This window comes from Actinomadura scrupuli, from assembly GCF_050971785.1.
GTDB lineage: Bacteria > Actinomycetota > Actinomycetes > Streptosporangiales > Streptosporangiaceae > Actinomadura_E > Actinomadura_E scrupuli.
This window is the reverse complement of sequence record NZ_JBPCCU010000014.1, coordinates 109,848-132,536: the sequence shown is the minus strand read 5'-3', so window position 1 is coordinate 132,536 and position 22,689 is coordinate 109,848. Positions and strand designations below refer to the sequence as shown.

Here is a 22,689-nt window from a genome sequence, read left to right as displayed (position 1 = left end):
CGGAGATCAGGAAGGGTGCGGGTGGAAGCGGCCGAAGACCCCGCGGTGGTAGATCAGCGGGGCCGCGCTCTCCCCCAGCCGCACGCCGGTCACCCGGCCGACGATCAGCCAGTGGTCACCGACGGCGTGCGTGGCGTACCACTCGCAGACCAGGTGCGCCACGGCCCCTTCCAGCAGCGGCTCCCCCGCCGGACCGGCACTCCAGGCCGTCGGCTCGGCGAAGCGGTCCACGTCGCGGGCGGCGAACCGGGCCGCGAGCTCGGCCTGCTCGTGGCCGAGCACGTTGACCGCGAAGGTCGGCGCCTCCCGCAGCCGCGGCAGCGTCAGGGACGACTGCGCCACGTAGAACGAGACGAGCGGGGGGTCGAGGCTGACGGAGGTGAACGAGGTCGCGGTCAGGCCCGCCGGCCCCGCCTCGGGCCGGGCCGTCACCACGACCACGCCGGCCGCGTGCCGGGCGAGCGCGCTCCGGAACTCCTCCGGGGTGATCTGTGCCAGGTCTTCACCGGTGACCGGGGCGGGCCGTGCCAACGACGCCCCGGTCACCGGGCCACCTCTGCCGTGACCGCGCCCTGCACGGCAGAGACGATGGTGCCGGCCCATTCCGCCAGGACGGAGTCGAGCCGGTCGAACTGTGACTCCAGCAGCGCCAGGCCCGGGGTGGGCACGGTCGCGCCCAGCTCCACCAGCAGCGGCCGCAGGTGGACCTCCACGGCCAGCGCGTGCTGCGGCGCGCCCATCACCAGCAGCGGGAGCGCCACCACGCCCGCGAGCGCGCGCGAGGGCAGCTTGTCCAGGAACACCTTGAGCAGGCCGGTGTAGGTCGCCTTGTAGGTGGGGCTCGCGACCACGAGGAGATCGGCCGAGGTGACCGCGGCCAGCGCGTCGCCGATCTCCGCGGACTGCTCCGCGAGCAGCAGCCCGGGGGCCAGCGCGGAGAGGTCGATCACCACGGGCTCGGCGTCGATCCCGGCGGCCCCCGCGACGGCGCGGGCCGCGGCGACGGCGGCCGAGTGCGTGCGGGACTCCGGACGCGGATTGCCGACGAGGACCACGAGACTCACGGTGACTCCGTTCGAGGGGTACGTCACCATCTTCGCCGAGCTATTCATACTAAGTCAATAGGTTATATAGGGAAAAGCGGCCGCCTGCGTCCGCGCAGCGATGCCTCCCACCCCTGGGGTACCGCCGCGCGGACGCCGGTCCGCCGTGCGTGCCTGGCCGATCCGCGCCCTCGTCTGTCGAGGAGGAGCCGACGATGACCGATCGACCTGCCACGTCACAGCCCCGCGGTCCGAGATGGACGGTGCTCCACTGGAACCCCGTCCCCGCCCGACCGCGGAGGTCTTGATGTCCTCCACATTAGAGACCGGGATGACGCCCAGTGCTACATGCCGGTGACAGTCTCGTTTCATACGGCCGAAGATCCGCCTCCGGTCGCCCCGATCCGGGAGCCGCTCCCGCGCAGGGGCCGATGCGTCCTTTCGCCGGCACTCCGGGCAGGATCTGGATGTGCACCCAGCAATCATCCCCGCCCCCGCGAGGTCGGCCCTCCTCCCGTCCTCCTTCACCCTCACCCCCGAGACCCGCATCGCGGCCGACCCCGGCGTCGCCGCCGCCCGGCTGGCCGAACTGCTCCGCGGCGCGACCGGTCTCCCCCTGCCCCTGGCGCCTCCCCTGGCGCCTCCCCTCGCGCCGGCGAGCGGCGGCGCCATCACGCTCACCCTGGACGGCCCGGCCGAGCTGGGCCCCGAGGGTCACCTCCTCGACGTGGACGAGTCGGGGGTACGGCTGCGTGCCCACACCGACGAGGGTCTGTTCCGGGGGGTACAGACCCTGCGCCAGTTGTTGCCCGCCGGCCTCGAGCGGCCCGGACCCGGGTCCGGGCCGTGGGTCGTTCCCGGCGTACGGATCGAGGATCGCCCGCGTTTCGCCTGGCGCGGCGTCATGCTGGACGTCGCCCGGCACTTCTTCGGCGTACGGGACGTCAAGCGCTTCATCGACCTGGTCGTCCCGTACAAGATCAATGTGCTGCACCTGCACCTCACCGACGACCAGGGCTGGCGGCTGGCCATCGACGGCTGGCCCCGGCTCGCCGACTACGGCGGGGCGAGCGAGGTCGGCGGCGGCAGCGGCAGCGGCGGTTTCTACACCAAGGCGGAGTACAGCGAGATCGTCCGCTACGCCGCCGAGCGGTACCTCACGGTCGTGCCCGAGATCGACCTCCCCGGCCACACCAACGCGGCCCTGGCCTCGTACCCGGAGCTGAACACCGGCGGCGTCGCGCCCGAGCGGTACACCGGCACCGAGGTCGGCTTCAGCTCGCTGAGCATCGGCAAGGAGGTCACCTACCGCTTCGTCGACGAGGTCCTCGGCGAGCTGGCCGCGCTCACCCCCGGCCGCTACCTGCACATCGGCGGCGACGAGGCACTGGCCACCGACCCCGCGGACTACGTGGCGTTCGTCCAGCGCGCCGAGCAGATCGTGCGGGCGCACGGCAAGACGATGGTGGGCTGGCAGGAGATAGCCTCCGCCCCGCTTACCCCCGGCCAGGTCGTGCAGCACTGGCGCCCGGCGGGGTCGGTGCCGGCCGCCAGGACCCGCCGGCTCGTCGAGGCCGTGCGCGCGGGCGCCCGGCTGATCATGTCCCCCGCCCAGCACACCTACCTCGACCTCAAGTACGACCCGGGCACCCGGCTCGGCCAGGACTGGGCCGGCACGCTGGAGACCCGTCAGGCGTACGAATGGGATCCCGTCACGCTGCTCGACGGCGTACGCGAGAGCGACGTGCTGGGCGTGGAGGCGGCGCTGTGGACCGAGACGATCACGTCCTGGGACGACATCGTCCACATGACGCTGCCCCGGCTGCCGGGCATCGCCGAACGCGGCTGGTCCCCGGGCGAGGGCCGCTCCTGGGAGGAGTACGCCGCCCGGCTGGCCGCGCACGCGCCGCGCTGGGCCGCCGCGGGCCTCGGCTTCCACCGGTCCCCCGGCGTGCCCTGGCCCGCGACGGAGTAGACCGGGCGCCGAGTGCCCCTGGTGGTCCTGGTGGTCCTGGGGTCTCTGGCCGGGCGCTCGGTCAGGTGCGCCGGAGTCAGGTGCGCCAGATGAGGACGAGGGCGCAGTCGTCGTCGCGGGAGGCCGCCATGGTCTCGACGAGCTCCTTGGCGCCTTTGCGGAATCCCTGCGGGACGAGCCGCTCGGCCTCGCCCAGCAGCCGGTCGATCCCGGCGTCGATGTCCAGCCCCGGCGCCTCGACCAGCCCGTCGGTGTAGAGCAGCAGCGCGTCGCCGGGCCGGAGCAGGCCGCTCTCCGGCTCGCAGCGCAGCTCGGGCACGACGCCCAGCACGATGCCCTTCGCCGGGCTGACCTGCCAGGTGCCGCTGCCCGCGTCGAACTGCACGGCGGGCGGGTGCCCGGCGGACTCGACGGTGTACTCGCCCGTGGTCAGGTCGATGACCAGGTGCACCGCGGTGACGAAGCCCTCGTCCCAGCGCTGGCGCTGCAGATAATTGTTACAGGACGGGAGGAAACGCTCAGGCTGGACCGATCCAAGCAGGCCACCGAACGCCCCCGACAGCATGAGCGCACGGGTACCCGCGTCGACCCCCTTGCCGGAGACGTCGACCAGCGCGATCTCGAGCGTCTTGCCGTCGGAGGAGGAGACGACGAAGTCGCCGCCGAAGGAGGAGCCCCCGGCCTGCAGCAGCACCACCTGGGAGTCCCAGCCCGCCGGAAGCGGCGGCATCTCACCGTGGCGGCGCAGCCGGTCGCGCAGTTCGAGCAGCATGTACTCACCGCGCAGGCCCTTCACGCCGATCTGCTGCCGGGTCCGGGCAAGGGCCAGCGCGAGCACGGCCGTCACCGCGACGGTCGCGATCACTCCGGGCCCGACCTTGTGGAACCCCAGCCGGATCGAGTCGCTCGCCAGCACGACCGTGACCACGCCCAGCAGCGCGGTGAGGGCACGGACCCGCAGCAGCAGGCCGCCGGCGAGGACGGTCAGCACGATGCCGCTGGCCGGAAACCAGGTCTCCGACACGGTCGCCGCGACGCCGATCGCGATGGTGGCCAGGGCCAGCATGAGGAAGACGTTGCGTTCGCGCCTGAGCCGGCCCCGCCGCAACCATCCGTACAGGCGCACGAGAACGGGGATGCGGCGCAGGAACGCACGCACCCTTCGCGGGAGAAGATGGACCAGGCGCTGAAGCATGACTCAGAGACTGTATCGAGCATAGGACCGCGTCGGCAGGAATCCGCACCACCCTTGACCGTCTGTAGTCGAAGTCTCCGTCTTCGCCACTGGGCCGCCCCCTGTCCGGTGGCCGCCGGATGCGGGATGCTGTGCCCAGGAGGTGCCGACATGAGCCAGCCGGGAATGCGGATCACCGTGGACGCCGCGATGCGCGCCAGGGACGTGTCCCGGATGCCGCCGGACGGCAAGGCCGCCGGATCATCGGCCGCGCCGGCCGCCCCCGCGGAGCCCGCCAAGCCGCGCAAGGGCGAGCGCCGCCGGCTGGGGAAGCGGGCGGCGAACACCCAGAAGACGGAGTCGCGCGCTCAGGGCCGGGAAAGCGACCCGCCCTCCGGCGGTTGAGTGCGAACGCTCAGCCGGTGCCGGTTTCGCCGTCGGGCAGCGGCGGGAGCTCACCGGTCTCCTCGTAGCGGCTCAGCATCGCGATCCGCCGGCTGTGCCGCTCCTCCTTGGAGTACTCGGTCTCCAGGAAGAGCCGCACGAACCGGGTCGCGGTGTCGAGATCGTGCATCCGCGCGCCGATGCTGATCACGTTGGCGTCGTTGTGCAGGCGGGCCAGCGTGGCGGTGTCGTCGTTCCAGGCGAGCGCCGCGCGGATGCCCTTGACCTTGTTGGCCGCGATGGCCTCGCCGTTGCCGGAGCCGCCGATGACGACGCCGAACGCACCCGGCTCGGCGGCCGTGCGCTCCGCCGCCCGCAGCACGAACGGCGGGTAGTCGTCGGCCGGGTCGTCGGCGAAGGCACCGCAGTCGACGGGCTCATGGCCTTCGTCGGCCAGCCGGCCGATGAGATGCCGCTTGAGTTCGAAGCCGGCGTGGTCGGATCCGAGATAGACGCGCATGGCGAGAATTCTGACAGGCCTCTCCCCCTGTCACCTACGAGGGGGGGTCATCCTTGACCGGCTTTTCGGCCACCGGCTCGCCCTCGTCCGGCCGTCCGGCGCCGGGTCGGTCGTCCGAAGGCCGCTCCCAGCCGGGGTCGTCCTCGAGCTCGCCGGGCTCGGGAGCCCGCTCCCCGGAGCCCCACGCCTCCGGCTCCGCCGCCTCGGGGTCCGGCTCCTCCGGGTCCGCCGCCTCCGGGTCCCGCTCCTCGCGGTCCCGTACTTCCGGCTCCGCCGCCTCGGGGTCCCCCAGCTCGGGGTCCCGCAGCTCGGGCTCCGCCGCCTCGGAGCCCTGCTGCTCCGAGTCCGTTTCCTCGAAGGTCCATTCCCCGGCGTCCGGGCGGTCTTCCGGGTCATGATGATCTTCGATGTCCGCGCGCTCCCCGGAGTCCGCGGGTGCGCGGGAGCCGGCCGGCTCCGCGGGGGCGGGGTGGCCCTCCGCCCCGGCCCAGCCGGGGTGCTGCGGGGCGCCGGCTCCGGGCCGGCCCGGAGATCCAGGGGGTACGGCCCCCGGAGGCGCCTGCGGCGGAGGGGCCGGCGGGAATCCCGGTGGCGGCGCGTACCCGGCGGGGGGTGGTGCCTGGTAGCCGGCCGGCGGAGGCGGGTAGCCGCCGGGCGGGGGCTGCGGCGCCCAGGCGGGTCCGGGCGGGAATCCCGGCACGGGTTGCGGGCCCGTCGGCCCCGACGTGGGCGGTGGCGGCACCGGCGCCCAGCCGGCCTGCCGCGGATAGGGTGCCCCGCCGGCAGGCCGGGGCATCGGGCCCATCCCGGCCAGGTTCGGCACCGGCGCTCCGCCGGCTCCCGCGGCCTGCGGCGCGAGGCCCTCCGGGCGGGTGACCAGATACGCGATCATCGTGGCGAGACCGGGCAGCCAGCCGAGAGCCAGCCCGAAACCGGCTCCGGTGAGCATGGTGCCGAAGACGAGGTCCGCGACCAGGCGGTCGGGGTAGTCGTTGAGGACGACCAGGAGGATGCCCCGGACCAGCCCGGCCAGCCCGGCCGCCACGACCGTCGCCCACCAGCCGACCACGAGGGCGCCGACCACTCCCCGCCGTGGCTCCAGCGAGCGGGCCGCGGCCAGCACGAACGCGCCCAGCAGCCCCAGCAGCACGATCAGCGAGAGATCCGGGGGGATGAGGTACTCGGCCTCGAGCGGCGAGACCCGCCACTGCGGGAACTGCAGCCAGGAGGCCGGGCGCCCGGTGACCGAACGATAGCGGTAGACGTCGTTGTCGTAGAACCAGGTGTACAGCCACTGGTTGCCGAACACGAGGGCGATCAGCCCGACTGCTCCCAGTGCACTGACGGTCATCGTGATAACCCGGCGGGTGGTCATGGGCGGGAGGGTAGCCCGCCCCCATGACCTACCGAAAGCCCTACCCTGTGGCCATTTGCGACTCTCGCCGCGCCGACGGCACACCGGGGCCCAGCACGAAGCCGGGGTCGATCTGCGCGACCAGATCCTCCCCGACGGCCCGGTTGGCCCAGCTGCGGGCGTTGCGCAAGTGGAACTCGGCCGCCTGCCGGGTGAACTCCGCCCAGTCGCGCTCCTGGTAGCGGGCGTCGAGGGCCGATCGCATGCGGGCGAGCGCGGCCTCGTTTCCGGCCTCCAGTGCGACGTCACCGCGGCCCTGCTCCAGCGCGCGGACGGCCGGCGACTGCTCGCACCAGGTCAGCAGATCGTCGCCGACGTGCTCGCGCAGGTAGTCGAGGTCCTCCTCGCTCTGCACCTTGTTGCCGACGACCGCGATGGCCACGCCGTAGTCCGCGGCGTACTCGGTGTACTGCCGGTAGACGCCGACCCCCTTGCGGGTGGGCTCGGCGACCAGGAACAGCAGGTCGAAGCGGGTGAACAACCCGGAGGCGAACGTGTCGGCACCGGCCGTCATGTCGACCACGACGTACTCGTCCGGCCCGTCGACCAGATGGTTGAGGTAGAGCTCCACCGCGCCGGTCTTGGAGTGGTAGCAGGCCACTCCCAGGTCGTCGTCGGTGAACGGCCCGGTCGCCATGACGGTGATGCCGTCGAGATCGTGGGAGAGGGCGTGCACGGGGTCGTCGCCGCCGATCGTGAGCAGCCGGGAGCCCCGCCCGGGTGGAGTGGTCTTGACCATCGCCCTGGTGGAGGTGATCCGCGGGTTGTCGCCGCGCAGGTGGTCCTTGATCACCTCGAGGTGGTCCCCGAGCGCGGGGATCTTGGCGGCGACCGCCTCGTCCATGCCGAGGGCCACACCCAGGTGCTGGTTGATGTCCGCGTCGATCGCCACGACCTTCGGCGACCGCCGGCCGGCGGAGCCCGGGCCACCGGCCAGATGCCTGACGAACAGTGACGACAGCGTCGTCTTGCCGCTGCCGCCCTTGCCGACGAACGCAACTTTCACGAAAACCCCCGAAGCGGATATGAAAACCATTGCCAGAATCATTGTGGCGAGAGATCCGGATCGAATCAAGCGGAACGCGCCAGTCCGGGGCCGCACCGGGGGGCGCCCCGGGAGTGCTTGTTGCAAACTCCTTGCAATTGCGACATTGTCGGAGAAGTTGCTGGAGCGGGAGACGCGCGGGGGGCGATGTGGCCACGGTCGGCGAGACGGGATCGCGGAGTCGGCTGAGTTCGGCGGAGTGGGGCCGGGTGGCGGGCATGGGCGCCTTCATCGCCTTCCTGCATCTGGTCGGCTGGGGCACGCTGCTGCTCCTGGTCGCACCACAGCACTACGAGATGGGCAACGGAAAGCTCTTCGGTATCGGCATCGGGGTGACCGCCTATGTCCTGGGCATGCGGCACGCCTTCGACGCCGACCACCTCGCCGCGATCGACAACACCACCCGCAAGCTCATGACCGACGGCCAGCGCCCCGTGTCGGTGGGCTTCTGGTTCTCCCTCGGCCATTCGTCGGTGGTCTTCGGGGCCTGCCTGCTCCTCGGGCTGGGGATCAAGGCGCTGTCCAACGGGATCTCCGACGAGAACTCGGGGCTGCACACCATCACCGGGACGGTCGGCCCGACCATCTCGGGGACGTTCCTGTTCATCATCGCGGTCATCAACCTGGTCATCCTGGTCGGGATCATCAGGATCTTCCGCGAGATGAAGCGCGGCAGCTACGACGAGGCGGCCCTGGAGGAGCAGCTCAACAGCCGCGGTTTCATGAACCGCATCCTGGGGCGGTTCACCCGGGCGATCACCAAGCCGTGGCAGATGTACCCGCTGGGGTTCCTGTTCGGGCTGGGCTTCGACACCGCCACCGAGGTCGGGTTGCTGGCCCTGGCCGGCAGCGCCGCCGCCACGGCCTCCCTACCTTGGTACGCCGTGCTGTGCCTGCCGGTCATCTTCGCCGCGGGCATGTCGCTGTGGGACACCGTCGACGGCACCTTCATGAACTTCGCCTACGGCTGGGCCTTCTCCAACCCCGTGCGCAAGGTGTTCTACAACATCGCGCTCACCGGGGCGTCGGTGGCCTTCGCCTTCGTCATCGGCGGCACCGAACTCCTCCAGGTCGCCCAGGACCGGCTCGGGCTGACCGGAGGCTTCTGGGACTGGGTCTCCGGGCTCGATCTCAACATCGCCGGGTTCATCATCACCGGAGTGCTGGTGACCATGTGGCTGGGCGCGGTCGCGATCTGGAAGTTCGGCCGGATCGAGCAGCGTTGGACGGCCGCCCTCCGTGACGCCGACGCCTGACCCGCCGCCCCCCGCCGGGCCAGCTCCCAGCCGCCGCTCCCAGCCGAGCCTCCCAGCCGTGATCATGCAATCAATCGTCGATTGATCGCATGATCACGGCAGGGGGCCGCGTGCTGGTGGTCAGGGCAATGCTTTTCGCGACAGGTACCCGCACCCGGGACCGGAACCGCGACACGGGCCCCGTCAGTCGAAGATCGGCGAGCGGGTCCGGCTGCGCTTGAGCTCGAAGAAGCCGTCCGTGCCCGCGACGAGCCGTACGCCGTCCCACAGCTTGCCGGCCTCCTCGCCGCGCGGGATCGGCGACACCACCGGGCCGAAGAAGGCGACGCCCTCGACGTCGATCACCGGGGTGCCGACGTCATAGCCGACCCGGTCCATGCCGTCGTGGTGCGAGACCCGGAGCCGCTCGTCGTACTCCGGGGAGTCGGCCGCGGCGGCGAGCGCGGGGTCCAGGCCGGCCGCCTCCAGGGCGGCCTCGAAGGTCTCCCGGGTGCGGGGGGCCTTCTCATGGTGGAGCCGGTTGCCGAACTCGGTGTAGAGCCGGCCGAGCACCTGCGGGCCGTACTTCTCCTCGGCGGCGATGCAGATCCGTACCGGCCCCCAGCCCTCGGTCATGAGCTGGCGGTAGTTGTCCGGCAGGTCCCGGCCCTCGTTGAGCACGGCGAGGCTCATCACGTGCCAGCGCGCTTCGACCGGCCGGACCTTCTCGACCTCGTGGATCCAGCGGGAGGCTATCCAGGCCCACGGACAGATCGGATCGAACCAGAAGTCCACCGGCGTACGGCTTTCCTGCGTCAATGTAAGCCTCCTTGAGCCTGAACAGTCCTTACGCCGGTCAACCACGGGCTTTCCGCGGCCATTCCCGGCGACGCGCGGGAAAGACCTTCGGGCCCGCCGGGTCGGCACGAGGGCCCGGTCGTTGATAGACATGGCGGAAAAGGTCTTGGCGAAAGCCATCAAGGAGGGCATGTGGCAGGCAACCTCACGCGCGACGAGGCGCGGGACCGTGCTCGGCTGCTCAGCGTCGAATCGTACGAGGTGGATCTCGACCTGACCACGGGGGACGAGCGCTTCGGCTCCACCACGGTGATCCGGTTCGGCTGCGCCGAGCCCGGCGCCGCGAGCTTCGTGGATCTGCACGGCGCGAAGGTACGGGAGGTCACGCTCAACGGCGCGGCCCTCGACCCGGCGTCCTACGACGAGGCCAAAGGACGCGTCCCGCTGCCCGGGCTGGCCGCCGACAACGTGCTGACGGTCGTCGCGGACTGCGCCTACTCACGCTCCGGCGAGGGGCTGCACCGGTTCGTCGACCCCGTCGACCAGAGCGTCTATCTCTACACGCAGTTCGAGACCGCGGACGCACACCGGATGTTCACCTGTTTCGACCAGCCGGATCTGAAGTCGACGTTCGCGCTGACGGTGACCGCGCCCGGCGACTGGCAGGTCGTCTCCAACACCACGCCGTCCCAGGACGGCGGGGTGTGGACGTTCCCGGCCACCGAGAAGATGTCGACCTACATCACCGCGCTGATCGCCGGGCCGTACCACGTCGAGCGGGACGAGTACGCCGGGCCGAACGGCACCATCCCGATGGGGGTCTACTGCCGGGCCTCGCTGGCCGAGCACCTCGACGCCGACGCCATCTTCGAGGTCTCCCGGCAGGGCTTCGAGTACTTCGAGCGGGTCTTCGGCCGGCCGTACCCGTTCGGCAAGTACGACCAGCTGTTCGTGCCCGAGTTCAACGCGGGCGCCATGGAGAACGCCGGCGCCGTCACCTTCCTGGAGGACTACGTCTTCCGGTCGCGGGTGACCGACGCGGCCTACGAGCGCCGGGCCGAGACGATCCTGCACGAGATGGCGCACATGTGGTTCGGTGACCTGGTCACCATGCGCTGGTGGGACGACCTGTGGCTGAACGAGTCGTTCGCGACGTACATGAGCGTGCTGTGCCAGTCCGAGGCCACCAAGTGGACCGGCTCGTGGACGACGTTCGCCAACCTCATGAAGGCGTGGGCCTACCGGCAGGACCAGCTGCCCTCGACCCACCCGATCTCCGCCGACATCCCCGACATCCGGGCGGTCGAGGTGAACTTCGACGGGATCACCTACGCCAAGGGCGCCAGCGTGCTCAAGCAGCTGGTGGCCTACGTGGGCCGGGACAACTTCCTCGAAGGGGTGCGGCACTACTTCCAGCGGCACGCCTGGGGCAACACGGTGCTGGCCGACCTGCTGGACGCGCTGGAGGAGACCTCGGGCCGCGACCTCACCTCCTGGTCGAAGGAGTGGCTGGAGACGGCCGGCGTCAACACGCTGCGCCCGGCGTACGAGGTGGACGAGGCGGGGAACTTCACGGCGTTCTCGATCCTGCAGGAGGCACCGGCGGAGCACCCGACGCTGCGCTCGCACCGGGTCGCCGTGGGCCTCTACGACCGCACCGGTGAGGGCATCGTCCGCAGGCGGAGCCTGGAGCTGGACATCTCCGGTGCCCGCACCGAGGTGCCCGAGCTGGTCGGCGAGCGGCGTCCCGACCTGGTGCTGGTCAACGACGAGGACCTCGCCTACGCCAAGATCCGGCTGGACGAGCACTCGCTGCGCACCCTCGTCGACGGCATCGGTGAGATCCGGGAGGGCCTGCCGCGGGCGCTGTGCTGGTCGGCGGCCTGGGACATGTGCCGGGACGCCGAGATGGCGACCCGCGACTACGTCCGGCTGCTGCTGTCGGGGATCCGCGGCGTCACCGACGTCTCGGTCGCCCAGACCCTGCTGCGGCAGGCCCGGCTGGCCGTCACGCAGTACGCCGCGCCGGAATGGCGGTCCGAGGGCCTGCGGCTGATGGCCGACGACCTGTACACCCTGCTGACCGAGGCCGAGCCGGGCTCCGACTGGCAGCTGACCTACACCCAGGCGTTCCTGGGCTCGGCCACCTCGGAGGAGCATCTGGCGTTCGTCCAGGCGCTGCTGGACGGTTCGCGGGTCCTCGAGGGGCTGACGGTCGACGACGAACTGCGCTGGTCCATGCTGGGCCGGCTGGTGGCCCGCGGTGCGGCGGGCCCGGACCAGATCGACGCCGAGCTGGAGCGGGACCCGACCGCGGCGGGCGAGCGGCACGCCGCGTCCTGCCGGGCCGCCATCCCCACGCCGGACGCCAAGGCGGCCGCGTGGGCGGCCATCGTCGCCGGCGAACTGCCGAACGCGGTGTTCCGGGCGACCCTGGGCGGTTTCGTGCATCCGGAGCAGGTCGAGCTGCTCGAGCCCTACGCGGAGCGCTACTTCGCCGAGGTCGGCCGCATCTGGGCCGACTGGAGCAGCGACATGGCGCAGACCTTCGCGCAGGGCGCGTACCCGTCGCTGGTGATCTCGCCGGACACGGTGACGCGGACGGATGCCTACCTGGCGGAAGAGCACCCGGAGCCGGCCCTCGCCCGGCTGCTGGCCGAGGGCCGCGACGGCGTCTCCAGGGCGCTGCGGGCCCAGGCCAAGGACGCCGCCTCGACCTGACCCGGCACCACGGGGACGCCCTGACCGCATCACCGCACCGTCAGGGCGTCCCCGCGGCCCGGCGACCGGCCCGGATGACCGGCCTGGATCGGCCTCCGGGCGTGCGGCCGGTTTCCCGTTTCCGCCCCCTCGTCCTCGTGCGAGAGTGACGGAGTGGAAACGCCTCGTGAGGTTCTGATCGCCCTGGCGCGCCGGTACGCCTTCGGTGACGTGGCCGCGCTGGCCTCCCAGGGGCTGGTGCCCGACCACGCAGCCCCGGCCATCGCGGCGCTGTGCTCCTTCGGCCAGCGGGTCCTCGACCTGGACGCCGAGGACTTCGGGATGCCCGAGACCATCGGGGACTCCAGCGCGATCCCCCGCCGGCTGATGAACCGGGCCCGGGCCAGCCGCATGCCGCAGACGCCGCGCGAGCAGCCCCGCGGCGCGCTGCTGACGCTGCGGCCCGCCTACGCGCTCCTGCTGGAGGTCATCGAGGTCCGCTGGCTGCGGCACGACCTGGCGGCGCTGGTCGCCGCGGTGCACATCGCCGGGGAGTACCTGCCGATGCTCGCCTGGGAGTCCGTCCTCGGCCACGCCGCCGACCCCGTGGCGCTGGGCGCCTCGGTGGGCCGGCCCGGCAGCCGGTTCGGGGTCGCGCCGGACCTCGGCGGACCGCGGGCCTGCCACCACACCCGCACCGAGCGGTCGGCCGCCGAACGCGCGCTGCGGGTGGCGGCGGAGTCGGCCCAGAGCTGGCGTCACTACCTGGACCGCCACCACAGCGCCGTCTCGGCCGCGCTGGGCGCGTGCGCCGCCGAATGCCGGACACCGTGCCCGGTCGTGACCGGGCTGGCCGACAGGGTCCGCGCCGACCTGGCCGGTCGCTGCCGGCTGGCCCTCGACTTCGCCCAGGGCGGGCTGGTACGGCTCCGGCACGCGGCCCCGGTCGGGCACGGGTTCGGGGTGCCGTCGCGCGAGGAGGTGCTGGACGCCTGGACCCGCACGCGGGCTTCGCTCGGCCACCGGGAGCCCGGCCTGACCGCGCTGGCGGGCGCGGACGACGACGGCTATCCGCTGCCCGGCCTGCCCGCCGTGTTCTCCGCGGTCGCCGGTGCCCCGATCATCCCCGACACCCTGCTGTACGACGTCGCCGCGCACGTCGCCGGGCTGCTCGACCAGATCCCCGCCTGAGCACACCGGATGCCGGGGGCCGGAGGGTCACTCTGCCTTCGCGGCCCGCGCTCCCCGGAGCGGTGCGACGGCGGCACGCACGCCCGGATCGGCGACCAGGTCCTCGATCAGCACGGGACGGCCCTCGGCGTCGGCCAGCGGGACCCGCCAGTTGGGGTACTCGTCGGTGGTGCCGGGCTGGTTCTGGGTGCGCCGCTCCCCCACCGCGTCGGCCAGCGACACCCCCAGCAGCAGCGCGGGGGTCCGTGCCAGGAAGCCGTGCAGCGCCGCCACCACGTCGCGTTCCACCTCCCGCAGGCGCGCCCGGTCCACCGCCGCTCCCCTCGCGGCCCCTTCGTGATCACGCGATGAATCGTCCAGCGATTGCATGATCACGGAAGCGGGGTCGGGGAGGAGGCCGAGCTCGTGCAGCAGGTCCAGCCATTCCGACAGCTGGCGGTGGTGGTCGGCGAGCTCGGTGGCGGGCGGGCGGGTGAGCAGGGCGAGCCGCTCGCGCAGCTCGACGTGGTCACCGTGCAGGTGCCCGGTGAGCGGCGGCATGTCGTGGGTGCCGACGGTGGCCAGCGAGAGCGGCCGCCACTGCTCGGGCCGCCGGGGTGCGCCCTTGTCGTCGCGCTCGAACCACAGCAGCGAGGTGCCGAGGATGTTGCGCTCGGCGAGGTCGATCCGCACCTCGGGCTCCACGGTGCCGAGGTCCTCGCCCACGAGGAGCGCCCCGGCCCGGTGGGCCTCGTAGGTCAGCACGCTCAGGATCGTGGACCGGTCGTAGCCGACGTAGGTGCCCTCGTCGGGGGACCTGCCCTCGGGCACCCACCACAGCCGGGAGACCTGCATGGCGTGGTCGAGCCGGAGCCCGCCCGCGTGCCGGAGCGCGTACTCCAGCTGGCCGCGCAGCGGCGCGTAGGCCTCGGCGGCGAGCCGGCCGGGATGCCAGGGCGGCTGGCCCCAGCCCTGGCCGCGCTGGTTGAACTCGTCCGGCGGGGCGCCGACCGTCATCCCCGGGGCGAACAGCCGCTGGTGCGTCCACGCGTCCGCGCCGCCCGGATGCACCCCCACCGCGAGGTCGTGCACCACGCCGATCGGCATGCCCGCCGCGAGCGCGCCGCGCTGGGCGGCGCCGAGCTGCTCGTCGAGCAGCCACTGCAGCCAGCCGTGGAAGTCCACCCGGCGCGCCAGCCGCCCGCGTTGCGCGGCGACCGCCGGCCCCTCGGCGTCGTGCAGCTCGGCCGGCCAGCGGCGCCAGTCGGCACCGAACTCCTCGGCCAGCGCGCACCAGGTGGCGAAGGAGGTGAGCGCCGCCCCCTCGCGGGCCCGGTAGGCCTCGTATGCCTCCGGCCGGCGGGTCGTCCTGTCGTAGAGCAGTTCCAGCGCCGGGCGCTTCCCCGCCCACACGGCGTCCCGGTCGAGTTCGTCGAGCGTGAGGTCGCGGGCCCGGAGCGGAGCGGCCAGCGTGGAGATCAGCTCGCGGTCGGCCGGGTCGAGCTCGCCGTAGCCGGGTATGTCCTCGATCCGCAGGTAGAGCGGGCTGGTGAACCGCCGGCTCATGGGCAGGTAGGGAGAGGGCGAGATCGGCGCCACCGGCTCGCCCGCGTGCAGCGGGTTGACCAGCACGAAGCCGGCGCCCAGCGCCCGTCCGCTCCATTCGGCGAGGTCGCGCAGGTCGGCCAGGTCGCCCAGGCCCCACGAGGCCCGTGACCGCACGGAGTACAGCTGCGCCATGAAGCCCCACGCCCGGTGGTCCGGGGGCGTCAGCGCCGAGGGGGTGACCAGCAGGGCCGCGCTCTCCCGCCGGCCGCTCTGCTCGGCGTGGATCCGGTGCCAGCCGAGCGGGGTCCCGGCGGGCAGTGTGAAGACCCGGATGAGGCGGCTCTCGGCGGGTTCGCGGCCGCAGGCGAGCATCGGCGTGCCGCCGCGCAACGGGACGCTCCCGCCCAGGCGCGGGTCGAGCTCGACCCACGCCTCGACGGGGGCGTCGGTGTGCGTCGGGATCCAGATCTCGTCGGGCTCACGGGTCGTCCGCAGCGAGTCCGGGTCACCGCCGGTGAAGGTCTCCACCTGGACGCCGTCGGCCCGGTAGACCACGACCGGGGGCAGCAGGCGGGTCCGGTTCTCGGCGTCGAGCCGTTCGAGCTCGTGCCGTACCGCGGCGGGCGACGAGCCGTCCACGCCCAGCGCGGCCAGTACGGCGACGAGCGTTTCCGGGGAGACCGCCCGGTGCTCTCCCCGCCAGTCGGTGAAACCGGTCGCGACATCGTGGGCCCGGGCCAGCCGGGCGAGGTTCTGGTCGGTCACACCCCCACGATGCCCCAGTCGCACGACCGATAACTGCAAGATCACGAGGATCGAAGGGGCCCTAGATGGGCATGCCTCAGGAGATGGGGTAGAACAAGCCTTACCCGCCGTCGATGCCGACGAATCGCCGTGCCATGGCGACAAAAGTATCGACCTGGAACTACTAGGCGGAGCCAGGCGGAATAGTTACTCTGAGCAAGAAGATCATGCGTCCAGCGGCGAAACGCAGTACGGAGCGTGACTAATGGCGATCACTGGTCGTGGCTCGACACACCACAGCATGCAGGAGTCGGCACGAGGGCAGCCCGAACCCGCCGACCAGCAGAGCCCCCCGCGGCAGACCCCGTTCACCGGTTCCGAGCCGCCCAGGACCCCGGCTCAGACCTACGGCGAGCTGATGGGCAATCCGGTCGTCCGCCGGTGGGCCCTGCGGATCGGCGCCGCGGTGCTCATCGGAGTGCTGTTCGCGTTCGTCTTCGACATCCGGGTCGGCTTCACGGTCGCGGTGCTGGCCGCCATCGCCGACACCATCCGGCGCGCCCGGACCAACTCCACCGTCGAGGCCTGGCAGAAGGCGTCGGCGGCCGAGCGCAAGACCGAGCGGCAGTTGCGCGCGCTGGCCAAGAACGGCTACCAGGTGCTGCACGCCCGCGCGGTGCCGCGCGACGACGACGGCGTCAGCGACGGGCGGATCGACCATCTGGTGATCGGGCCGAGCGGCGTGTACGCCATCGACTCCGAGAAGTGGGACAAGCGCCTGCCGGTCCGGACCCTGTCGCATCGCAAGCTCTTCCACGGCCCGATCAACAAGAAGGACCGGCTGGACGAGGCGCGGTGGGAGGCCGACCAGGCCAGCAAGATCATCAGTGCCCAGGTCGGCTTCGAGGTGCCCGTGCAGCCCTCGGTGGCGATCTACGGCCCCGCGATCCCGTGGAAGGTCATGCGGGTACGGGACGTCGACGTCTACTCGGGCGGCCGGGCCAAGTCCTACCTGCGGCGGCGCTCGACGATCCTGACCGCCACCGACGTGGAGCGGATCACCCAGGCGGCTGAGGAGTCGCTGCCACCCGCCTACCGATAGGGGCGACCGGCCGGCGCTCGACGACGAGCCCCCGGCCGGTCCAGGCCGCTCACACAAGATCATCTTGGGCGGGCCGGGGGCGTCGCGGTCCAGAGCGCCGGTACGGGGTCGTACCATCGGGAGCACAGCATTCTCAGGTCGAAAGAGTGGTCCCCATGCCTCCGCTCAGGTCTCGTACGGTCACCCACGGCAGGAACATGGCCGGAGCACGTGCTCTCCTCCGGGCCACCGGTGTGGAGCGCGAGGACTTCGGCAAGCCGATCATCGCGGTGGCCAACAGCTTCACCGAGTTCGTGCCCGGTCACGTGCATCTGCGCGAGGTGGCCCAGGTCGTGGCCGCCGCGGTCAAGGAGGCCGGCGGCATCCCCCGCGAGTTCAACACCATCGCGGTGGACGACGGCATCGCCATGGGCCACGGCGGCATGCTCTACTCGCTGCCCAGCCGGGAGTTGATCGCCGACGCCTGCGAGTACATGGTGAACGCGCACTGCGCGGACGCGATGATCTGCATCTCCAACTGCGACAAGATCACGCCTGGCATGCTCATCGCCGCGATGCGCCTCAACATCCCGACGGTGTTCGTCTCCGGCGGGCCGATGGAGGCGGGCAAGGTCACCGTGGTCGACGGCGAGGCCGTCACCACCCGCAAGCTGGACCTCATCGACCCGATGATCGCCGCCGCGGACGAGTCGGTCTCCACCGAGGCGCTCGCCGAGATGGAGGAGAACGCCTGCCCCACCTGCGGGTCCTGCTCGGGCATGTTCACCGCCAACTCGATGAACTGCCTCACCGAGGCACTGGGGCTCGCGCTGCCGGGCAACGGCACGACGCTGGCCACGCACGCGGCGCGCAAGAACCTCTTCGAGGACGCCGGCCGCCTGATCGTCGACCTCACCCGCAGCTACTACGAGCAGGACGACGAGTCGGTCCTGCCGCTCAGCATCGCCACCCGCGACGCCTTCGAGAACGCGATGACGCTGGACGTGGCGATGGGCGGGTCGACCAACACGATCCTGCACCTGCTGGCCGCCGCCCGCGAGGCGCGGGTCGACTTCGGGCTCAAGGAGATCGACGAGCTGTCCCGCCGGGTCCCGTGCATCTGCAAGCTCGCGCCGGCCACCGCGAAGTACCACGTCGAGGACGCCCACCGGGCCGGGGGCATCCCCGCCCTGCTCGCCGAGCTGGACCGTGGCGGGCTGCTGCACCGCGACGTGCACACCATCCACAGCGCGACCCTCGGCGAGTTCCTGGACGCCCACGACGTGCTGTCGCCGACCGTCAAGCCGGAGGTGGTGGAGCTCTACCACGCCGCGCCCGGCGGCGTCCGCACCGTCAAGCCGTACGCCCAGCACACCCGCTGGGAGACGCTCGACCTCGACCGCGCCGAGGGCTGCATCCGCGACATCGAGCACGCCTACACCAAGGACGGCGGGCTGGCGGTCCTGTACGGCAACATCGCCCCGGAGGGCGCGGTCGTGAAGACGGCCGGCGTCGAGGAGGAGCTGTGGACCTTCTCCGGCCCCGCGGTGGTCTTCGAGAGCCAGGACGACGCCGTCGACGGCATTCTCGGCAACAAGGTCAAGCCGGGTGACGTGGTGGTCATCCGCTACGAGGGCCCCAAGGGCGGGCCCGGCATGCAGGAGATGCTCTACCCGACCAGCTTCCTCAAGGGCCGCGGGCTGGGCAAGGCCTGCGCCCTGGTCACCGACGGCCGGTTCTCGGGCGGCACCAGCGGGCTGTCCATCGGCCACGCCTCCCCCGAGGCGGCGGCCGGCGGCATCATCGCCCTCGTCGAGGACGGCGACCGGGTGGTCATCGACATTCCGCGCCGCGTCCTGGAGCTGGACGTGCCCCAGGAGGAGCTGACCGCGCGCCGCGAGAAGCTCCTCGCCGACCTGGGCGGCTACCGCCCGCGCGACCGGCAGCGGCCGGTGAGCGTGGCACTGCAGGCCTACGCCGCGATGGCCACGTCGGCCTCCACCGGCGCCGCCCGCGACATCACCCAGCTCAACCCCTGACCCGCCCGCCCGGCGGCCCCGCCCGCCGGTCTCCCCCGAAGCTCCCTCGACCCCCCGTGATCATGCAATCCATCGACGATCGATTGCGTGATCACGGAGGGGGTCTGGGGCAGCGCGGGCCTCAGGTGCCCGTCACGGGGCGGAGACGGTGCAGGGGGCCGGGGCGGAGACCGGGTTGCAGCGGGCCGTGACGTAGCCCGGGAGCGCCGCGAAGTAGCCGGTGCCGAACCTCGCGGCCATGCCGGGCACGGGATAGTCGGTGCTCACCCACTGGGCCCCGCCGGCGAGGGCGGCGTCGCGGGCCTTGGTGTCGCCGGAGCGGGCCTCCACCGTGTCGGCGTCCGCCCGTGTACGCACGAGGTATCCCCTGGCCACCAGGGCGCGGATCTCGGCCGCCGAGCCGACCGCGTCGTTGCGCTCCACGAACGCGGCGTCGGGCCGGCCGGGTTCGGAGTTGGTGAACAGGATCCTGCCCTCCAGGCTCGGATTGTCCTGCGCGTAGCGGTCGCGGTAGACCCCGCCGTTGTCCATCAGGAACATGATCTTCCCTCGGGCCGCGTCGAGGGTGGGCCAGCCGCCGGTCAGGATCGACTGTTCCAGCGTCCGGCCGGGACTCCGTACGTCGTCCGGGGTCAGCAGCTCGTCCGGGCCGAGGACCGAGCGGATCTCCTGCTCCAGCCCGAGCATCCGGTCCCGGGTCCAGGAGATCAGCGTCACCGGCGGAATCCCCTTCACCGGGACGTCCAGCGTGTCCTTGAACTCCACCAGGATCGTGATCGGCACGTGCGAGGGGTTCGCCTGGGACCACGCCCGGACGGCCCGCAGGCAGGCCACGAACGTCAGGCAGGTGCTGTGGTAGTCGATCCCGGCGATGTGCAGGACCTTCGCGCCCGGCCGCCTCATCTCCGGGTCGTACTCGGCCGGCTGGCCGGTGAGCACCCGGATCGGCGGGGTCGCGTACGCCCCGCCCTTGGGGTCGGCGTAGACGTCCAGCTCGATCTGCCGTACGTGCTGCCCGTCGAACTGCTGGCCGAGCGGCGGATGGCTGTACTGCAGCCCCTCGGCCAGGGAGCCCCCGGCCGTGGAGATCAACCCGAACTCCTTCTGCGGTGGCTCGAAGCGGTAGCTGTTGTGGGTCCCGATGACCTGGATCTGGTTGAGGCGCAGCTCCGGGGCACGCGCCCCGGCGGATCCGGCGGGGAGGACCGCCAGGAGGAGGCCCGCGAGGGCGAGAGCGGCGGCGGGCAGCAGACGACGGCGCGACGGGGGGAGATCGCTCATGGACGTGAGAAGATCTCAGATCCGCTGTGGCGTCAAGAGACCACAGTGGCCGGTGTTGTCCGCTCCCGGCCGTTCCCGGCCGTGGCCGACCGGACGGGCCACAGGGCCCGCCGCGCCAGGTCCGGCGCGGCGGCGACCGCGTGGGGATCAGTCGTCGCGGTGGACGGTGTCCGGGGTGAAGGCGGGCAGGCAGACCGCGATGTACTCGGCTCCGGCCGGGTCGGGTGAGCTGTAGCGGATCCACTCCCCGGCCCTGGTCTGGACGGCCTGCCCGGCGGCGACGTCCAGGGCACCGCCTTCGTACTCCACGTGCAGGGTGCCGTTCAGCACGAGGGTGAACTCGTCGAACTCGGGACGCTGACCGGGCTCGGCCCAGCCGGACGGGCTCCGCATGTGGGCGATGCTGAGGCGCGACTCGCCGGTGTTCACCCCGCCGACGTACTCGTCGATCAGTTTCGGCGGCTCACCGGCGGCGGTCACCCGGGACGGCTTCTCGATCAGTTGAGGCATTGGCCCAGTATGCCCGCGGGCCAGGGCTCAGCCGCAACAGCCACCGCCGCAGCAGCCACCGCCCCCGCCCCCGCCGCCCCCGGACGGCCGGGGGGCCGGTGCCCCGCCACCGCCGAACGCGACGGTGGACAGCAGCTTGACGGTGTCGTCGTGGCCGGACGGGCAGGTGGCCGGTGCGGAGGACTCGCTCATCGGCCGGGACATCTCGAAGGTGTCCCCGCAGGAGCGGCAGCGGTACTCGTAACGTGGCACGTCACCAAGGATAGGTCAGGCCGCGGGTTCGCTGACGTACAGCGCCCATTGCGGATCGCCGTCGTGGACGATGCCGATCAGCCGCCAGTGCGCGCCGCGGGGCACGGCGGGGGTCGTGGGCAGCGTCCACCCGATCTCCTCCAGCAGCCGGTCGGCCTTGCGGTGGTTGCAGGTCATGCAGGAGGCGACGCAGTTCTCCCAGGTGTGCTTGCCGCCACGGCTGCGGGGTTGTACATGATCGATGGTCTCGGCGTGGCGGCCGCAGTAGGCACATCGGTAGTTGTCCCGCCGCATCAGGGCGGCCCGGGTCAGCGGGACCCGTGTCCGGAAAGGGATGCGCACGTATCTGCGCAGCCGGATCACCGACGGCACCTGTATGGAGTTGGTCGCGGATCGGAGCAGGGCACCCGAGGCGTCGTGGTGGACGACCTCGGCCTTCTCCCGGAGTACGAGGCACACGGCCCGCCGGAGCGGCAGTGTGGTGAGTGGCTCGTATGTCGCATTCAGGAGAAGGACCTGGCGCATCAGACGGCCTCCGCCGGTATCAGGGCGGCGGCCGCCCAGCAGGCCACGATCCGGCGCGCCCTGCGCCTGGACCCGGCCGAGCCGTCCAGCACTTGTACACCCGCCACGAGGACCTCCTCACGAGCGAACCCGAAGCTGAAATCAGTGTGACTGCTGGGAAGGTGTTCCCGCTACCCCATTCATCCCCAATCAGGCCTGGCTCCAGACGTGACGGGACGGCAAGAACTCCCAACACCGCGCGGTTCGCGGCGTTGGGAGCCCTGCTGGAAATTGCCAGATTTTCCGGAAAAATCCGGCTATGTTCGCCTGCTGTGCGGCCGTACGGAAGCCGTGGACGTGCTCGCCACAGTGGACCTGCCCGCTCCGGCGGAGGTGCCGGCGACCGCGGACACGCCCGCGGTGGCGGACCCGGCCGCCCGGGCCGTGGGCGCCACCGCGGCGACCTGGCCGCTGACCTGTACCGGGACGGTCGGCACGACCGTCTCGAACACGCCCTGCCGCACCTCACCCGCCGCGAGCGAGGCGAACTGGCAACGGACCACCGAGGCCGCCGTCGTGCACGGCGCCGACGCCGAGGTCACCGCCACCGCCGGCGTCAGGGTGTGCGTCAGCACGACATTGCCCACCGCGTGCGACTGGGCGTTGGTGAGCGTCCAACGCCACACCACCCGGCCGCGGCTCGCGGCGATCTCCGGCGCGCCGAAGACCAGCCGGATGCCTGCCGGGCCACCCGCCACCGGTGCCGGTGCCGGTGCCGGTGGCGCGGGTTCCGTCCAGGTGGCCCCGCCGCTGACCCGTACCTGACCGGTCGGCACGACCGTCTCGATCACCCCCTGCCGCACCTCACCCGCCGCGAGCGAGGCGAACTGGCAACGGACCACCGAGGCCGCCGTCGTGCACGGCGCCGACGCCGAGGTCACCGCCACCGCCGGCGTCAGGGTGTGCGTCAGCACGACATTGCCCACCGCCTGCGGCTGCGTGTTGGTGAGCGTCCAACGCCACACCACCCGGCCACGGCTCGCCGCGATCTCCGGCGCGGCGTAGGCGAGCGAGACACCTGCCGCCTGAGCCCGTGGCGGCTGCGCCGCGCGCGCCGGCACCCCGGCGGACATCGGCGCCGCGGCCAGCACCGCCGCGGTCAGCGCCGGTACCAGCAGTCGTCCTCGCCTGAAAATCGGTTTCACTCGTCCCCCCTCTGTCGGACCACATCCGGGTCCCCCGCCACCTGATACCGAAGATCACCGACGGTGT

At 72.1% G+C, this 22,689-nt stretch carries 20 protein-coding genes; 7 read left to right on the top strand and 13 right to left on the bottom strand.

The genetic code is table 11. The annotated features are described in order from the left end of the window. Positions 1 to 6: 6 nt before the first annotated feature. Both ACRYCC_RS40985 and ACRYCC_RS40980 read right to left on the bottom strand, forming a co-directional pair. Positions 7 to 546, bottom strand: a complete 540-nt coding sequence (locus ACRYCC_RS40985) for a flavin reductase family protein (RefSeq protein ID WP_433819499.1) — start codon at positions 544 to 546, stop codon at positions 7 to 9. Then, a complete protein-coding gene (locus ACRYCC_RS40980) occupies positions 543 to 1,064 on the bottom strand; it encodes an NADPH-dependent FMN reductase (protein ID WP_433819497.1) in 522 nt (173 codons plus the stop codon). Before ACRYCC_RS40980 ends, ACRYCC_RS40985 begins: the two co-directional genes overlap by 4 nt. A 448-nt stretch (positions 1,065 to 1,512) precedes the next feature. Here ACRYCC_RS40980 and ACRYCC_RS40975 point away from each other — a divergent pair, with 448 nt between their 5' ends. Then, positions 1,513 to 3,018 (top strand): beta-N-acetylhexosaminidase, encoded by a 1,506-nt coding sequence (locus ACRYCC_RS40975; protein WP_433819495.1) that lies wholly within the window; start codon positions 1,513 to 1,515, stop codon positions 3,016 to 3,018. Between the two features lie 76 nt (positions 3,019 to 3,094). Here the strand turns inward: ACRYCC_RS40975 and ACRYCC_RS40970 are convergent, their stop codons facing one another. Then, positions 3,095 to 4,213, bottom strand: a complete 1,119-nt coding sequence (locus ACRYCC_RS40970) for a PP2C family protein-serine/threonine phosphatase (protein WP_433819494.1) — start codon at positions 4,211 to 4,213, stop codon at positions 3,095 to 3,097. 150 nt (positions 4,214 to 4,363) lie between these two features. Here ACRYCC_RS40970 and ACRYCC_RS40965 point away from each other — a divergent pair, with 150 nt between their 5' ends. Next, positions 4,364 to 4,597 carry a hypothetical protein gene (locus ACRYCC_RS40965; RefSeq protein ID WP_433819492.1) on the top strand — a complete coding sequence of 78 codons (234 nt, stop codon included), beginning with the start codon at positions 4,364 to 4,366 and terminating at the stop codon, positions 4,595 to 4,597. A gap of 10 nt (positions 4,598 to 4,607) precedes the next feature. Here ACRYCC_RS40965 and ACRYCC_RS40960 read toward each other — a convergent pair whose 3' ends face one another. The 3 genes from ACRYCC_RS40960 to ACRYCC_RS40950 are packed head-to-tail and all read right to left on the bottom strand — an operon-like array spanning position 4,608 to position 7,516. Continuing rightward, on the bottom strand, positions 4,608 to 5,096 hold the full coding sequence (locus tag ACRYCC_RS40960; protein WP_433819491.1) for a ribose-5-phosphate isomerase: 489 nt from the start codon (positions 5,094 to 5,096) through the stop codon (positions 4,608 to 4,610). A 34-nt stretch (positions 5,097 to 5,130) separates the two neighbouring features. After that, positions 5,131 to 6,471, bottom strand: a complete 1,341-nt coding sequence (locus ACRYCC_RS40955; RefSeq protein WP_433819489.1) for an ICP22 family protein — start codon at positions 6,469 to 6,471, stop codon at positions 5,131 to 5,133. Positions 6,472 to 6,511: 40 nt separating this feature from the next. Continuing rightward, positions 6,512 to 7,516: an ATP-binding protein gene (locus ACRYCC_RS40950; RefSeq protein ID WP_433819488.1), complete on the bottom strand. Its 1,005-nt coding sequence runs from the start codon at positions 7,514 to 7,516 to the stop codon at positions 6,512 to 6,514. Between the two features lie 113 nt (positions 7,517 to 7,629). On the opposite strand from ACRYCC_RS40950, the gene nicT reads away from it, so the two are divergent. Continuing rightward, positions 7,630 to 8,811 (top strand): Nickel transporter NicT, encoded by a 1,182-nt coding sequence (gene nicT, locus ACRYCC_RS40945; RefSeq protein WP_490885263.1) that lies wholly within the window; start codon positions 7,630 to 7,632, stop codon positions 8,809 to 8,811. Between the two features lie 183 nt (positions 8,812 to 8,994). On the opposite strand, the gene ACRYCC_RS40940 is transcribed toward nicT, so the two are convergent. Further along, positions 8,995 to 9,609: a mycothiol-dependent nitroreductase Rv2466c family protein gene (locus tag ACRYCC_RS40940; protein WP_433819486.1), complete on the bottom strand. Its 615-nt coding sequence runs from the start codon at positions 9,607 to 9,609 to the stop codon at positions 8,995 to 8,997. Between the two features lie 171 nt (positions 9,610 to 9,780). On the opposite strand from ACRYCC_RS40940, the gene pepN reads away from it, so the two are divergent. Further along, positions 9,781 to 12,309: an aminopeptidase N gene (gene pepN, locus ACRYCC_RS40935; protein ID WP_433819485.1), complete on the top strand. Its 2,529-nt coding sequence runs from the start codon at positions 9,781 to 9,783 to the stop codon at positions 12,307 to 12,309. Between the two features lie 153 nt (positions 12,310 to 12,462). Continuing rightward, positions 12,463 to 13,479: a hypothetical protein gene (locus tag ACRYCC_RS40930; protein WP_433819484.1), complete on the top strand. Its 1,017-nt coding sequence runs from the start codon at positions 12,463 to 12,465 to the stop codon at positions 13,477 to 13,479. 27 nt (positions 13,480 to 13,506) lie between these two features. Here the strand turns inward: ACRYCC_RS40930 and malQ are convergent, their stop codons facing one another. Beyond that, complete coding sequence (gene malQ / locus ACRYCC_RS40925) at positions 13,507 to 15,771, bottom strand: 4-alpha-glucanotransferase (protein WP_433819483.1); 2,265 nt, start codon at positions 15,769 to 15,771, stop codon at positions 13,507 to 13,509. A 280-nt stretch (positions 15,772 to 16,051) separates the two neighbouring features. Between malQ and ACRYCC_RS40920 the strand changes: the two genes are divergently transcribed. Both ACRYCC_RS40920 and ilvD read left to right on the top strand, forming a co-directional pair. Further along, positions 16,052 to 16,852 (top strand): nuclease-related domain-containing protein, encoded by an 801-nt coding sequence (locus ACRYCC_RS40920; RefSeq protein ID WP_433819482.1) that lies wholly within the window; start codon positions 16,052 to 16,054, stop codon positions 16,850 to 16,852. A 155-nt stretch (positions 16,853 to 17,007) separates the two neighbouring features. Beyond that, on the top strand, positions 17,008 to 18,870 hold the full coding sequence (gene ilvD, locus ACRYCC_RS40915) for a dihydroxy-acid dehydratase (protein WP_433819481.1): 1,863 nt from the start codon (positions 17,008 to 17,010) through the stop codon (positions 18,868 to 18,870). Between the two features lie 132 nt (positions 18,871 to 19,002). Here the strand turns inward: ilvD and ACRYCC_RS40910 are convergent, their stop codons facing one another. From ACRYCC_RS40910 to ACRYCC_RS40890, 5 genes are all read right to left on the bottom strand, one after another. After that, on the bottom strand, positions 19,003 to 20,151 hold the full coding sequence (locus tag ACRYCC_RS40910; RefSeq protein ID WP_433819480.1) for a phosphatidylinositol-specific phospholipase C1-like protein: 1,149 nt from the start codon (positions 20,149 to 20,151) through the stop codon (positions 19,003 to 19,005). A 147-nt stretch (positions 20,152 to 20,298) separates the two neighbouring features. Then, entirely contained in the window at positions 20,299 to 20,661 is a 363-nt protein-coding gene (locus ACRYCC_RS40905; protein WP_433819479.1) for a cupin domain-containing protein, read from the bottom strand. A 27-nt stretch (positions 20,662 to 20,688) separates the two neighbouring features. Further along, entirely contained in the window at positions 20,689 to 20,913 is a 225-nt protein-coding gene (locus ACRYCC_RS40900) for an FmdB family zinc ribbon protein (RefSeq protein ID WP_433819478.1), read from the bottom strand. Positions 20,914 to 20,928: 15 nt separating this feature from the next. Then, the gene (locus tag ACRYCC_RS40895) at positions 20,929 to 21,438 is read right to left on the bottom strand and encodes an HNH endonuclease (protein ID WP_433819477.1); all 510 of its coding nucleotides are present in this window, start codon (positions 21,436 to 21,438) and stop codon (positions 20,929 to 20,931) included. Positions 21,439 to 21,734: 296 nt separating this feature from the next. Beyond that, on the bottom strand, positions 21,735 to 22,622 hold the full coding sequence (locus ACRYCC_RS40890; protein WP_433819476.1) for a hypothetical protein: 888 nt from the start codon (positions 22,620 to 22,622) through the stop codon (positions 21,735 to 21,737). Positions 22,623 to 22,689 lie beyond the last annotated feature (67 nt).